General features: G+C 69.1%; 12 protein-coding genes. 5 read left to right on the top strand and 7 right to left on the bottom strand.

What is annotated here, in order from left to right; translation table 11 throughout:
- Window positions 1–8 precede the first annotated feature (8 nt).
- The 4 genes from K228_RS0105165 to disA all read left to right on the top strand — a co-directional run bounded on the left by K228_RS0105165 (window position 9) and on the right by disA (window position 4,513).
- Complete coding sequence (locus K228_RS0105165; RefSeq protein WP_025617452.1) at window positions 9–941, top strand: UbiA family prenyltransferase; 933 nt, start codon at window positions 9–11, stop codon at window positions 939–941.
- Between the two features lie 137 nt (window positions 942–1,078).
- The gene (locus tag K228_RS0105160) at window positions 1,079–1,732 is read left to right on the top strand and encodes a hypothetical protein (RefSeq protein WP_025617451.1); all 654 of its coding nucleotides are present in this window, start codon (window positions 1,079–1,081) and stop codon (window positions 1,730–1,732) included.
- A 28-nt stretch (window positions 1,733–1,760) separates the two neighbouring features.
- Window positions 1,761–3,203 carry a DNA repair protein RadA gene (radA, locus tag K228_RS0105155; RefSeq protein ID WP_025617450.1) on the top strand — a complete coding sequence of 481 codons (1,443 nt, stop codon included), beginning with the start codon at window positions 1,761–1,763 and terminating at the stop codon, window positions 3,201–3,203.
- 134 nt (window positions 3,204–3,337) lie between these two features.
- Complete coding sequence (disA, locus tag K228_RS0105150; protein ID WP_025617449.1) at window positions 3,338–4,513, top strand: DNA integrity scanning diadenylate cyclase DisA; 1,176 nt, start codon at window positions 3,338–3,340, stop codon at window positions 4,511–4,513.
- Window positions 4,514–4,616: 103 nt separating this feature from the next.
- Here disA and K228_RS0105145 read toward each other — a convergent pair whose 3' ends face one another.
- The 3 genes from K228_RS0105145 to K228_RS0105135 form a co-directional block, all read right to left on the bottom strand.
- Complete coding sequence (locus K228_RS0105145; protein ID WP_025617448.1) at window positions 4,617–5,333, bottom strand: hypothetical protein; 717 nt, start codon at window positions 5,331–5,333, stop codon at window positions 4,617–4,619.
- A 196-nt stretch (window positions 5,334–5,529) separates the two neighbouring features.
- Entirely contained in the window at window positions 5,530–6,093 is a 564-nt protein-coding gene (locus K228_RS0105140; RefSeq protein ID WP_025617447.1) for a peptide deformylase, read from the bottom strand.
- Window positions 6,090–6,602 carry a glycine cleavage system transcriptional repressor gene (locus K228_RS0105135; RefSeq protein WP_025617446.1) on the bottom strand — a complete coding sequence of 171 codons (513 nt, stop codon included), beginning with the start codon at window positions 6,600–6,602 and terminating at the stop codon, window positions 6,090–6,092. Before K228_RS0105135 ends, K228_RS0105140 begins: the two co-directional genes overlap by 4 nt.
- Before the next feature lie 130 nt (window positions 6,603–6,732).
- Here K228_RS0105135 and K228_RS0105130 point away from each other — a divergent pair, with 130 nt between their 5' ends.
- On the top strand, window positions 6,733–7,632 hold the full coding sequence (locus K228_RS0105130) for an HhH-GPD family protein (protein ID WP_025617445.1): 900 nt from the start codon (window positions 6,733–6,735) through the stop codon (window positions 7,630–7,632).
- Window positions 7,633–7,697: 65 nt separating this feature from the next.
- Here the strand turns inward: K228_RS0105130 and K228_RS0105125 are convergent, their stop codons facing one another.
- The 4 genes from K228_RS0105125 to K228_RS0105105 form a co-directional block, all read right to left on the bottom strand.
- Window positions 7,698–10,232, bottom strand: coding sequence for an ATP-dependent Clp protease ATP-binding subunit (locus K228_RS0105125; RefSeq protein WP_018255240.1), 2,535 nt, complete (start codon window positions 10,230–10,232; stop codon window positions 7,698–7,700).
- Between the two features lie 419 nt (window positions 10,233–10,651).
- Window positions 10,652–11,002 (bottom strand): histone-like nucleoid-structuring protein Lsr2, encoded by a 351-nt coding sequence (locus K228_RS0105120; RefSeq protein WP_033660423.1) that lies wholly within the window; start codon window positions 11,000–11,002, stop codon window positions 10,652–10,654.
- A gap of 117 nt (window positions 11,003–11,119) precedes the next feature.
- Window positions 11,120–12,628 carry a lysine--tRNA ligase gene (lysS, locus tag K228_RS0105115; protein WP_025617444.1) on the bottom strand — a complete coding sequence of 503 codons (1,509 nt, stop codon included), beginning with the start codon at window positions 12,626–12,628 and terminating at the stop codon, window positions 11,120–11,122.
- Between the two features lie 206 nt (window positions 12,629–12,834).
- Window positions 12,835–13,593 carry a type III pantothenate kinase gene (locus tag K228_RS0105105; RefSeq protein ID WP_025617443.1) on the bottom strand — a complete coding sequence of 253 codons (759 nt, stop codon included), beginning with the start codon at window positions 13,591–13,593 and terminating at the stop codon, window positions 12,835–12,837.
- Window positions 13,594–13,675: the final 82 nt, after the last annotated feature.

Raw genomic sequence — 13,675 nt, 5'->3', positions numbered from 1 at the left:
CTTCCCTCATGACCTCCTCAGTGCTACGGCGTGTCGCGCGGGTGCTGACCCGGCCAGAGCGAGCCGGGCCCACAGCCGGCGGCGCCGGCTCGGGAGCGACCCGCACCCGGCCGGTGGTGGCCCTGCTCCGGGCGAGTCATCCCGAGCCAGCAGCCGCGGTCACCACCGTGGCCGGTCTGCTCGCCTGGGGCGTCGGGGCCCCGCCGGCAGTGGTGCTCGCCGTGGTGCTCACCGTGGCCGCCAGCCAACTCGCCGTCGGTTGGACCAACGACGCGCTCGACGCGAAGCGGGACACCGTGGTCGGGCGGCCCGACAAGCCGGTCGCCGCCGGTCTGGTCAGCCGTCGCACGACCGCTCTGGCCGCTGCCGCGGCCGCGCTCGCCACCCCGGTGCTCGCGCTGACGACGAACCGGTCCGCCGCGGCCGTGGCCACGGCCGGGCTGATCTCCGCGCTGCTCTACAACTGGCCACTGAAGTCCTCGCCGCTGTCGGTCCTGCCCTACGCGATCTCCTTCGGGTCGTTGCCGGCGTTCGTCGTGCTGGCCCTGCCGGGCGCTGGAACCCCACCGCTCTGGCTGGTCACCGCCGCGGCTCTGCTCGGCGCGGGCGCGCACTTCGCGAACGTGCTGCCCGACCTCGACGACGACGCCCGCACCGGGGTCCGCGGGCTACCCCACCGGCTCGGCGCGGGTGGCAGCCGGGCCACCGCCCTCGGGCTCCTGATCGCCGCGACCGCCACCCTGGTCCTCGGGCCGCCCGGACCACCGTCGCCGGTCGGGATCGCCACGGTGACCGCCGCCGTCCTGATACCACCGCTACTCTGGTGCCTCGAACGCGTCACCAACCGCGCCAAGGCCCGGTCGGTGGCCGCCTTCCGAGCGGTCTTGATAATCGCTATCATCGATGTACTCCTCCTCGTGACCAGCGGACCGTTGATCTGAGCGCTCCCACCGCGGTGACATCCCCGGGTCGGCGTGCGGAACTGGATCAGCCCCAACTACCCTGGAGCGCGGTCTGCACGGGCATGGCCGCCGTGTCCGGCGTACGACCGGGCCCGATCATGACGAGGAGGACCGACGTGACGCGCTCGATCAGGGGTTCCCGCCGGTCGGCCCTGCTACTGGCCGGGTTGGCGACGAGCGGGCTACTGCTCTCCGGATGCAGCGCCGGCCAGGTTGCCGAGACCGCCGGAACCGTACCGTCGGTGCAGGGCGTCAACGTCGCGGCCGAAGGCGGCGTCTTCGCCGTACGTAGCCTGCTGATCGCCTACCCGGGGGTGGACGGCTACCAGGCCGGCGACGACGCGAACCTGGACGTGGTCCTCTACAACGACTCGCCGAACCAGGTCACGGTGACCGTCACCACCGAGGACGCCCGGGACATCGTCCTCAGCGACCCCCACGCCCCACGCGGGGAGGGCTCGTCCCCGAGCTCCACCGAGACCGAGCCTCCCGCTGGCGCACCGGCCCGGATCACGGTGCCACCGCTGAGCCACGTGCAGCTCAACTCGGAGGCGTCGACGGTGCTGCGGCTGATCGGCCTGAACAGCCGGCTGCACGTCGGTGAGGCCGTCTTCGTGACCTTCGACTTCGATGGCACCACGATCCGGGCGGCGGCCCCGGTCGCCGTGCCGCTCAGCCCGGCCGCTCCCCCGGAGCCGATCATCGAGCGCCACACCGGCTTCGAAGAGCTGGAGGACGGGCACGGCGGTGCGGGTGGCACCGGGCACTGATCGTCGACGCGACGGTTAACGTCCTGGGGTGACCACCTCCCGATCCTCCCGCTCCGGCGCGACCGGCCGCAGCCGCGCTGCCCGCGAGCCCCGCCCCGCCTACGAGTGCGACGCCTGCGGCCACCAGCCACCAAAGTGGGTCGGCCGCTGCCCGGAGTGCGGCGAGTGGGGCTCAGTCATCGAGTGCACGCTGACCGGCCCGACCGTCTCCGGCCGGGTGGTCAGTTCCCGGCTGCCGGCCGAGCCCGCGCGGCCGATCGCCACCATCAGCGCCGCGCCCGCGCGCGCCCGCCCGACCGGCGTCAGTGAGCTCGACCGGGTGCTCGGCGGCGGCCTGGTTCCGGGCGCGGTGGTGCTGCTCGCTGGCGAGCCGGGGGTCGGCAAGTCAACCCTGCTCCTCGACGTGGCGCAGCAGTGGGCCGCCGGCGGTGCCAACCCGTCACTCGTGGTCAGCGGTGAGGAGTCGGTCAGCCAGGTCCGGTTGCGCGCCGAACGGATGGGCACCCTGCACGAGCAGCTCTATCTGGCGGCCGAAAGCGACCTCGCCGCGGTACTCGGGCACCTGGACGCCGTCAAGCCGGGGCTGCTGGTGCTGGACTCGGTGCAGACGATCTCGACCACCGGCACCGAAGGAGTGCCCGGTGGGGTGACCCAGGTCCGCGCGGTCACCGCGGCCTTGGTGGCGGTCGCCAAGGAGCGGGGCATCGCGACCCTGCTGGTGGGGCACGTCACCAAGGACGGCCAGGTGGCCGGCCCACGGGTGCTGGAGCACCTGGTTGACGTGGTGCTGCACTTCGAGGGGGACAAACACTCGTCGCTGCGGTTGGTACGAGGAGTGAAGAACCGGTTCGGTGCGGCCGACGAGGTCGGCTGCTTCGAGATGCACGAGGGCGGCATCAGCAGCCTGGCCGACCCGTCCGGGCTCTTTCTCACCCGCTACTCGGAGCCGGTTCCCGGCACCTGTGTCACGGTGGCGATGGAGGGGCGACGTGCCCTGGTCACCGAGGTGCAGGCGCTGATCGGTGCGACCGTGGCCGGGTCGCCACGGCGGACGGTCTCCGGGCTCGACTCGGCCCGACTCGCGATGGTCCTGGCGGTGCTCCAACGGCGTACCGAGCGGTTGACCCTGCACGACCGGGAGGTCTTCGCGGCCACTGTTGGCGGCATCCGGGTCGTCGAGCCCGCCGCTGACCTGGCGGTCGCCCTGGCAGTCGCCTCTGGCGGGCTCAACCTCGCGATCACCCCGCACCTGGTGGCGATCGGGGAGGTCGGACTCACCGGTGAGGTACGGCGGGTGGGGGCGGTGCCGCGCCGGCTGGCCGAGGCGGCCCGGCTCGGCTTCCGGCTCGCCCTCGTGCCGCCGGGCTGCGGTCCGGAGAGCACCGGCGTCCGCGCTGACCAGCTACGAGTGATCGAAGTCAGTGATGTCCGAGCCGCGCTCCAGGCCGTCGCGCGGGCATCTGCGGAATAACCTTCATCCCCCATCAATACCGAAAGTTTCCTATTAAACCGCCATCAAACGGTTTAATCGGTTAATCCGGGCAGCACGACACATCACAGTAACCGCGGCACCACCCACCGCAGAGTAGTCCGTAGACTGTCCCCGTGCCGACCGACCGCGACACCACCAAGCCTGCCGGCGCGACACCGTACGCCCGCACCGGTGCCGTGGGCTCGCCCGCCCGTCCGATCAGCGTGCACGTGACCGGCGGCGCGGCCAGTGACCCGCTGCGCGCCAACCTGGCCCTGATGGCACCCGGCACCGCCCTGCGCGACGGACTGGAACGGATCCTCCGCGGACGCACCGGTGCCCTGATCGTCCTGGGCTACGACAAGGTCGTCGAGAGCCTCTGCACCGGCGGCTTCCCGCTCGACGTGGAGTTCTCCGCCACCCGCGTCCGTGAGCTGTGCAAAATGGATGGCGCCGTGGTGCTCTCCAGCGACGGTAGCCGGATCGTCCGGGCGGCAGTGCATCTGATGCCCGATCCCGCGATCCCCACTGAGGAGTCCGGCACCCGGCACCGCACCGCCGAGCGGGTTGCCCGGCAGACCGGCTACCCGGTCATCTCGGTGAGCCAGTCCATGCGGATCATCAGCCTCTACGTCAACGGCCAGCGGCACGTGCTGGACGATTCGGCCGCCATCCTCTCCCGGGCCAACCAGGCACTGGCCACGCTCGAGCGTTACAAGCTACGGCTGGACGAGGTCTCCGGCACCCTCTCCGCCCTGGAGATAGAGGACCTGGTCACCGTTCGGGACGCGGTCGCTGTCGTCCAACGGCTCGAGATGGTCCGTCGGATCGCCGATGAGATCGCCGGATACGTGGTGGAGCTGGGCACCGACGGCCGACTCCTCGCGCTGCAACTGGACGAGCTGATGGCCGGTGTGGACGCCGACCGCACCCTGGTCATCCGGGACTACCTGCCCACCGGCCGCAAGTCACGCACCCTCGACGAGGCCTTGGTCGAGCTGGACCTGCTGACCGCGACCGAGCTGATCGACCTGGTCTCTGTCAGCAGAGCGATCGGCTATCCGGCCGCCACCGACGCACTCGACGCCGCGCTCAGCCCCCGCGGGTTCCGGCTACTGGCCAAGGTGCCGCGGCTGCCGGTGGCGATCGTTGACCGTCTGGTGGAGCACTTCGGCAGCCTTCAGCGGCTACTCGGCGCGACCGTGGAGGACCTGCAGGCCGTCGAGGGCGTCGGAGATGCCCGGGCCAGAGGCGTCCGAGAAGGCCTTTCCCGGCTCGCCGAGGCATCGATCCTGGAACGCTACGTCTGACCGCCGGTGACACGGCTGCCCACTGAGCCGACGCGCGGCCCGCTGGGCCCCGACGCTGGCCCGCCGGTCAGTCGAGGTGCGACTCAGTCGACCGACGACTCCGTCAGCCAGTGACCTTGAGCTCCACGGGCTTGCTCAGTTTCGTGCCGACCCGGGCGAACACCTGATAGGTGCCGGGCGGCACTCCGGGGCCGACGGCGACCCCACCTTGACAGCGGGTGTCGTCGTTGCCGTTCCACCTGACCCGATAGGACCGCTCAAAGTTCGGCGTGAACGACTGGACGTCCGAGCCCGTGAACGTGCCACAGCTGTCGGAGGACCAGATCTTCGCCGCCCCATCCTTGAGGAACAGCTCCTGTAGATCCGGGCCGACATCCCGGCTACAGGTCCGGCTCGAGCTATTTTTGATCTTCAATTGCAGATCAACGGCACCACCCTGGCCCACCGACGCCGGCTGGGCGACAGCGGTCACGCTGATCTCGTCATCGACGCAGGTGCCGTCGTCGGGGACCGGGGGCGCCGGAGGCGGGTCATCCACCTCAGCCCCCTCGGACGGCTCGGGTTTGGGCGACTCCTCCTCGCCGGCGTCGCCCGAGTCATCCGGGGGGTCCGGCTGCTCAGTGCCCGTCGGGGTTTCGGAGTCGGCGCCGGGGTCACCGGCGGACTGCTCCTGCCCGCTGGCATTCGTGTTGGCGGGCTCCTCCGAGCTATTCCACGAGGAGTAGAAGACCACGATCAGAAAGAGAAACACCGCTCCGAGCACAACGGCGCGACGCCGCCAGTAAACGGCGGGGGGCAAGGGGCCGACCGTCAGACGCATGATGTCCTACCGTAGCGGCGTCGCGTACGGCAACCGACAGCGACGCGCCGAGCTGGCCCAAGCCAACGGAAGCTTTTCTCCAGTTACAACGACGCAGGTAGCCGAAGGTGCGGGCAAGAAAACGGAAGGTAACCTGCGCCGGTGCGGCCAGGTCACCTTCGTCCGGCAGACCAGTGGCCGCAGCCGGGCCGCGCGATCAGAGATACACCTTGCGCTGATACACGGCGTGGGCACCGGCGACCCGGTCCAGGAACAGCAGACCCGCACAGTGGTCAATCTCGTGTTGCAGGGCCCGCGCCTCGAACGCGTCGGTGACCAACCGAACCGTCGCTCCGGTCCCGGGTAGGGCTCCCTCGACCACCAGGTGACCGGCGCGTTTGACGTCACCGGTCAGATCCGGCACGGACATGCACCCCTCTCGTCCCGCCTTCCATCGACTGGCCTCCACCACGACCGCGTTGCACAGCACAAACGCACCGTGCCCGATGCCGGTCTTCGGATGGCCGGTGACATCCACCGCGAAGACCCGGGCACCGACCCCGATCTGCGGGGCGGCCAGACCGACGCACCCCGGAGCAACGCGCATCGTGGCGACCAGATCGGCGGCGAGGCGTACCGTCTGCTCCGCCGTCGGATCCACCTCGCCGCCGGCCCGGCTGAGCACCGGGGCCGGGGCGGACACCACCGGTCGCACCTGACCCGGGGGGCCCAGCACATCCAGCGTCCAGTCGCCGAGACCGGCGCGCTCCTCGCGGTTCACAACAGGTCCGGGTCTGCCGGCCGGAGGGTTACCTCCACCCCGAGTTCGGCGGCGGTTGCCGCCAACCGGGCCGTCACCTGCTCGGCCACGTCCGGCGGCAGCTCGACCTCAGCGAGGACGACATAGAGCGCGCCGGCGAGGCGGGTACTCAGATCCGTGACGTTGCCGCCCGCCTCCGCGAGCACCCGGGTCATGGCGGCGACGATGCCCATCCGGTCAGCACCATGCACCGCCAACACGTACGGCGCGCCGTTCGACGTCTGCTCCGCGTCCGGCACCACCGCGCGTACCGTCGCCAGTAGCTGACCGTCGGCGGCGAGCGGAGCCAGCGCGGCCTCGGCCTCGGCGACGGCCGGCCCCACGCAGATCAGCGTCATCGCGAAATGCCCCCGGAGCCGGGTCATGGTGCTGTCGGTGAGGTTCGCGCCGAGGCGGGCGAGCACCTCGGCGACATCGGCCACGATGCCGGGCCGGTCCCGGCCGATGACGGTGATGGCGAGCTCACTCATCCCCAGATTCTCCCCTACCAGGCCCACAGCGCCACCCAAATACTGCTCGGTTGACCACTCGTCGGGACTGGTCAGCGGGGCTGGCTGCCGTCGGAGCGCACCGCCCGGGGCGTGACATGATCGACCGACAATGACTGAACCGACCTTCACCACCCGGGTCAGCCGGTGGTACACGCAGCATGCCCGGGACCTGCCGTGGCGACACCCTGAGGTTGGCGCCTGGGCCATCCTCGTCAGTGAGGTGATGCTCCAGCAGACCCCGGTCGCCCGAGTGCTGCCCGCCTGGACGGACTGGATGGCCCGCTGGCCCGCCCCGGTCGACCTGGCGGCGGAGCCGCCAGCAGAGGCGATCCGGATGTGGGGGCGGCTCGGCTACCCACGGCGGGCGATCCGACTGCGCGAGGCCGCGGTGGCGATCGTGGAGCGGCACGACGGGCAGGTGCCGAACCGGCTGGAGCAGCTGCTGGCCCTGCCCGGAGTCGGCACCTACACGGCGCGGGCCGTGGCCGCGTTCGCATACGGGCAGCGGCACCCCGTCGTGGACACCAACGTACGACGGGTGATCTGTCGGGCGGTCACAGGTGAACCGGACGCCGGACCCGCCACCCGCCCGGCCGACCTGGTCGCCGCCGAGGAGCTACTGCCGGCGGAACCGGCCGCCGCCGCGCTGGCCAGTGCCGCCTTCATGGAGCTGGGGGCGGTGGTCTGCACGGCCCGGTCGCCGCGTTGCGGGAGTTGCCCGGTCGCCTCGATCTGCGCCTGGCGGGCCTCCGGGGAACCGGCGCCGGCCGGCCCCACCCGACGTCCGCAACGGTACGCGGGCACCGACCGTCAGGTCCGGGGGCTGCTGCTCGGCGTGCTCCGGGAGGCAACCGCCCCGGTACCCCGGCAACGCCTGGACCAGGTGTGGGCCGACGAAGCACAGCGCTTTCGGGCGCTGGCCAGCCTGGTCAACGACGGCCTCGTGGAGCAGGTCAACGAGGCATGCTTCCGGCTGGCCGGGGACGGACCGCCGATCCTCGTCCGCTGAGCATGCGCAACGGCCCGATGGCGGTCGCCATCGGGCCGTTGCGCGCTCGGTTGGACCTACCCGGCCTACGCCGTGTCGTCCGCCCCCGTAGCGGCACCGCCGAGGTCGGCTGGGACCGCGTCCGGCAGGTCGGCCGGCTTGTCGGTGCCACGGAAGGTGAGGGTGGCGGAATCGATATCGGCCGGATCACCGTCGCAGTCGACGATGACGATCTGGCCGGGGTTGAGCTCGTTGAACAGGATCCGCTCGGAGAGGTTGTCCTCGATGTCGCGCTGGATCGTGCGGCGTAGCGGCCGGGCGCCGAGAACGGGGTCGAAGCCCTTCGTCGCGAGGTACTTCTTGGCGTTGTCGGTGAGCTCCAGCCCCATGTCCTTGTTGCGCAGTTGGGTCTCGATCCGGCCGATCATGATATCGACGATCGAGAGGATCTCCCGGTGGCGCAGCTGGTGGAAGACGATGGTGTCGTCGATCCGATTGAGGAACTCTGGCCGGAAGTGCTGCTTGAGCTCGTCGTTGACCTTCTGCTTCATCCGGTCGTAGTTCGAGTCGGAGTCATCAGAGGCCTGGAAGCCCAGCGACACCGCCTTGGCGACATCGCGGGTACCGAGGTTGGTCGTCAGGATGATGACCGTGTTCTTGAAGTCCACGATCCGGCCCTGACCGTCGGTGAGCCGCCCGTCCTCGAGGATCTGCAGCAGCGTGTTGAACACGTCCGGGTGGGCCTTCTCGATCTCGTCGAAGAGGACCACGCTGAACGGCCGCCGACGGACCTTCTCGGTCAGCTGCCCGCCCTCGTCGTAGCCGACGTAGCCGGGAGGGGCACCAACGAGCCGGGACACCGTGTACCGGTCATGGAACTCGGACATGTCCAGCTGGATCAACGCGTCCTCGCTGCCGAAGAGGAACTCCGCGAGGGCCTTGGACAACTCGGTCTTACCGACTCCGGACGGGCCGGCGAAGATGAACGAACCAGACGGCCGCTTCGGGTCCTTCAGACCGGCCCGGGTGCGACGGATCGCCTTCGACACCGCCTTGACCGCGTCCTCCTGGCCGATGACCCGCTTGTGCAGCTCATCTTCCATCCGCAGCAGCCGGGAGGTCTCCTCCTCGGTCAGCTTGTAGACCGGGATACCTGTCCAGTTACCGAGCACCTCGGCGATCTGCTCGTCGTCGACCTCGGTGACGACATCCAGGTCACCGGCCTTCCACTCCTTCTCCCGCTGCGCCTTCTGGCCCAGCAGCTGCTTCTCGGTGTCCCGCAGCTGCGCGGCCCGCTCGAAGTCCTGCGCGTCGATCGCGGACTCCTTGTCCCGACGCACCTGCGCGATCCGCTCATCGAAGTCCCGCAGGTCTGGCGGCGCGGTCATCCGCCGGATCCGCATCCGCGCGCCCGCCTCGTCAATCAGGTCGATCGCCTTATCCGGCAGGAATCGATCCGAGATGTACCGGTCGGCCAGGGTTGCCGCCGCCACCAGGGCCGCATCCGTGATCGACACCCGGTGGTGCGCCTCGTAGCGGTCCCGCAGACCCTTCAGGATCTCAATGGTGTGCGGCAACGACGGCTCACCCACCTGGATGGGCTGGAACCGGCGCTCCAGCGCGGCATCCTTCTCCAGGTGCTTGCGGTACTCATCCAAAGTCGTCGCGCCGATGGTCTGCAACTCACCCCGCGCCAGCATCGGCTTCAGAATGCTCGCCGCGTCGATCGCACCCTCGGCCGCACCCGCGCCCACCAACGTGTGGATCTCGTCAATGAACAGGATGATGTCACCACGGGTACGGATCTCCTTGAGGACCTTCTTCAACCGCTCCTCGAAGTCACCCCGATACCGTGAACCCGCCACCAAAGCACCCAGGTCAAGGGTGTACAGCTGCTTGTCCTTCAGCGTCTCGGGCACCTCGCCCTTGACGATCCGCTGCGACAGGCCCTCCACCACGGCGGTCTTACCCACACCCGGCTCACCGATCAGCACCGGATTGTTCTTCGTCCGCCGGGACAGCACCTGCATGACCCGCTCGATCTCTTTTTCCCGACCGATAACCGGATCAAGCTTGCCCTCACGAGCAGCCTGCGTCAGATTGCGACCGAACTGGTCCAACACCAAGCTCGTCGAGGGAGCGGCCTCACCCGGCGCCGTCCCCGCCGCCGCCGGCTCCTTGCCCTGATAGCCCGACAGGAGCTGGATCACCTGCTGACGGACCCGATTCAGGTCCGCCCCCAACTTCACCAGCACCTGAGCTGCCACGCCCTCACCCTCACGGATCAGGCCCAGCAGAATGTGCTCGGTGCCGATGTAGTTGTGCCCGAGCTGCAGTGCCTCCCGCAGCGACAGCTCCAGCACCTTCTTGGCCCGCGGGGTAAACGGAATGTGACCACTCGGTGCCTGCTGGCCCTGCCCGATGATCTCCTCAACCTGCTGACGCACGCCCTCCAGAGAGATCCCCAGACTCTCCAGCGCCTTGGCGGCCACGCCCTCACCCTCGTGGATCAGGCCCAGCAGAATGTGCTCAGTACCAATGTAATTGTGGTTGAGCATCCGGGCCTCTTCCTGGGCCAGGACGACAACCCGACGCGCTCGGTCGGTGAACCGCTCGAACATGCCCTCGTGCTCCTCACATACCGTGCGCCTCGATGATCTATATCGTGGCGGGGCCGCTGCGTGAACGCCCGGGATGGGCGTCCGTGCCTTTTAACTCTATCGCCGCGGGCCGACTCCGCTGGGGTCCTGTCTCCCCCGGTGGTGCCGGATACGCGCTGTTTTGCCCAACCGTCCGCGCTCAGCAGGTGTTCCGGTAGCAGCGCTGCTACGCGCAGAGCGAAATTCGACCGCCGCCCGAGCGACCCCATGGCACCCCCGGAAAGCACCACCGGCCCAGAAACAGCCCACTCCGCCCCCGCCACGGCGACACCGCCGGCCCACCGGCGGAGCGCCCACCCAGGCCCCGGCCGCCATCGGGCCGAGACACCGCAACGCCGGCCCGGAGTCGGTGCTCCGAGCCGGCGTCCGCCAGATACCGGTCAGTGGCCGGCGCGAGCGTGGTACTCGTCCACGATCTCCTGCGGGATGCGACCCCGGTCGGAAATCTCCTTGCCGGCCTTCTTGGCCCAGGCCCGGATCGCCTTGTTCTGCTCACGGTCGGCGGTGGCACCGCCCCGGCCCCGGGCAGCCCGGCCACCCACGACCACGCCACCCCGGCCCACCTTCGTGCCGTTGGCGACGTACGCGGCGAATACCTCCCGCAATTTCTCGGCGTTGACGCTCGACAGGTCGATCTCGTACTGAACGCCGTCGAGGGCGAACTTGACGGTCTCGTCAGCGTCCCCGCCATCCAGGTCATCGACCAGCTTATGAATGATCTGCTTGGCCACGTCCCACATTCCTTTCCAGCAGGGTGCAGCGGTTCTGCGAATCCCGCAAGAGCACAATAACCCGGGTGACGCTCCGCGCGTCAATAGGATCCGGTTACGAGTCGGGTGGCCCGACCGTCACTCCGGTCGGACCAGCGGGAAGAGGATGGTTTCCCGAATTCCCAGGCCGGTCAGCGCCATGAGGAGCCGGTCGATTCCCATTCCCATACCACCAGACGGTGGCATTCCGTACTCCAGGGCCCGGAGAAAGTCCTCGTCAAGCTGCATCGCCTCATCGTCGCCCCGCGCCGCGAGCCGCGCCTGGGCCACCAGGCGTTCCCGCTGAACCACCGGATCCACCAACTCGGAGTAGCCCGTACCCAGTTCGAAGCCGAGCACGTAGAGGTCCCACTTTTCGGTCAGGCCCGGCTCGGTACGGTGCGCCCGGACCAACGGGCTGGTCTCCTCGGGATAGTCCCGCACGAAGGTGGGCTCCAGCAGACCCGGGACGACCAACTCCTCGAATAGTTCCTCGGCCAGCTTGCCCGAACCCCACTTCGGGTCGACCGCCAAGTCCACCTTGTCCGCGTACTCGACCAGACGGGCCCGCTCCGTGCGTACCGTGACCTCCTCTCCGAGTGCTTCGGAAAGAGATCCGAACAGCGTCACCGAACGCCACTCACCGCCGAGGTCAAACTCACGACCGTCCGCGTGGGTCACCACCGTCGAGCCGCCGACCGCGAGCGCCGCCCGTTGGATGAGATGACGAGTCAACTCACCGATCGTGTCGTAGTCGCCATACGCCTGGTAAGCCTCGAGCATCGCGAACTCCGGCGAGTGCGACGAGTCGACGCCCTCATTGCGGAAGTTACGGTTGATCTCGAAGACGTGATCTACGCCACCGACGAGCGCGCGCTTGAGAAACAGTTCCGGAGCGATTCGCAGATACAGATCGGTGCTGAGCGCATTGCTGTGGGTCACGAATGGGCGGGCGGCTGCACCGCCGTGTAGTAGCTGGAGCATCGGGGTTTCCACCTCGAGGAAGCCCCGCTCGTGCAGCGACTCCCGCAGGCTACGGACCGCGGTCGCCCGGGTACGAACCATCTGCCGGGCCTGCGGACGAACGATGAGGTCGACGTAGCGCTGCCGGACCCGGGCCTCCTCACTGAGCGGCTTGTGCGCCACCGGCAGCGGACGAAGGGCCTTCGCGGTAACCGCCCACCCCTGCGCCAGCACCGACAACTCACCGCGCCGGCTGGTGATCACCTCACCGGTCACCCCGACGAGGTCACCGAGGTCCACCAGGCGCTTCCAGTCCTCAAGCCGCTGCGCGCCGACCCGGTCCAGGGAGAGCATTGCCTGCAGCTCCGTCCCGTCGCCGTCCCGGAGCGTGGCGAAGCAGAGCTTGCCGGTGTTCCGCACAAAGATCACCCGACCGGTGACCGACACCTGGTCACCGGTGGCCGTGTCCGTCGGCAGATCGGCGTAACCCTGGCGGATCTCGGCGAGGGTGCTGGTCCGCGGATAGCCAAGCGGATACGGCTCGACCCCCTCAGCGAGCATCCGATCCCGCTTCTCCCGGCGGACCTTCATCTGCTCCGGAAGGTCGTCGGCGGGGTCAACTGGTACGGCGTTCTGCTCGATCACGGCGTGCTTCCTCAGGCAGAGAATTCGGGCGGGGTCAGCCCCCGAGCGTACTCAAGGGCTCTCGCGGGGGACATCGGATAGCCGGCCGCCATGACCGAACCCACGCCCACAGCATCGTCCGGGGGCGAAGACGACCGATAACGACCGCGGTAGCCGGAGTCACTCAGCGCTGACCACCGGCCGTACCGTACTCGGGAGGTCCGGGCTCACACGTTGCGGTCGTAGACCATCCGGAGCCCAATCAGGGTGATCATCGGCTCGTGGTGGGTGATCGTCCGGCACTCCCGCATCACCAACGGGGCCAGCCCCCCGGTGGCGATCACCGCCTTGACCTCACCCAACTCCTCCACCATCCGCTCAACGATCCGATCCACCTGCCCGGCGAAGCCGAAGTAGAGGCCGGCCTGCAGACATTCGACCGTGTTCTTACCGATCACCGAACGCGGCCGGGCGGCCTCGACCTTACGCAGCTGGGCGGCGCGGGCCGCGAGCGCATCGAAGGATATCTCGATGCCGGGGGCGAACGCCCCGCCGAGGAACTCACCCCGCCCACTGATCACGTCGAAGTTGGTGGTGGTGCCGAAGTCGACGACGATCGACGGACCGCCGTAGAGGTTGTACGTCGCGAGCGTGTTGACCACCCGGTCGGCACCGACCTCCTTGGGGTTGTCGATGGCGAGCTGCACCCCGGTCCGCACCCCGGGCTCGACGATCATGTGCGGCACGTGGGCGTAGTAGCGGCCCAGCATCGTGCGCACCGACCGGAGCGCGGCGGGCACCGTCGAGCAGGCCGCCACTCCGCTGATCTCCACGTCGGCACCGGAGAGCAGACCCCGGAACATCAACCCCAACTCGTCCGCGGTCGACCGCGGATCGGTGTTGATCCGCCACGAGTGCACCAGTTTGTCGCCATCGAAGGTCGCCAGCACGGTGTTGGTGTTTCCGATGTCGATGCAGAGCAGCACACCGACAGCCTAGACAACAGCCAACGCGGGCCGAACGCCGCGCCGCAGCGGGCCCGGCCCACCCGCCGGGCGGCCGTCGCCT

Origin of the sequence: Salinispora cortesiana, from assembly GCF_000484695.1 — a bacterium.
GTDB classification, from domain to species: domain Bacteria; phylum Actinomycetota; class Actinomycetes; order Mycobacteriales; family Micromonosporaceae; genus Micromonospora; species Micromonospora cortesiana.
The sequence above is the reverse complement of the archived record's forward strand: the minus strand, read 5'-3'. Positions and strand labels throughout refer to the sequence as shown.

Coding starts and splice junctions, on each gene's coding strand:
- K228_RS0105125 (WP_018255240.1), bottom strand. CDS start 10,232: ATGTTCGAGCGGTTCACCGACCGAGCGCGTCGGGTTGTCGTCCTGGCC.
- K228_RS0105165 (WP_025617452.1), top strand. CDS start 9: ATGACCTCCTCAGTGCTACGGCGTGTCGCGCGGGTGCTGACCCGGCCA.
- K228_RS0105135 (WP_025617446.1), bottom strand. CDS start 6,602: ATGAGTGAGCTCGCCATCACCGTCATCGGCCGGGACCGGCCCGGCATC.
- K228_RS0105145 (WP_025617448.1), bottom strand. CDS start 5,333: ATGCGTCTGACGGTCGGCCCCTTGCCCCCCGCCGTTTACTGGCGGCGT.
- K228_RS0105130 (WP_025617445.1), top strand. CDS start 6,733: ATGACTGAACCGACCTTCACCACCCGGGTCAGCCGGTGGTACACGCAG.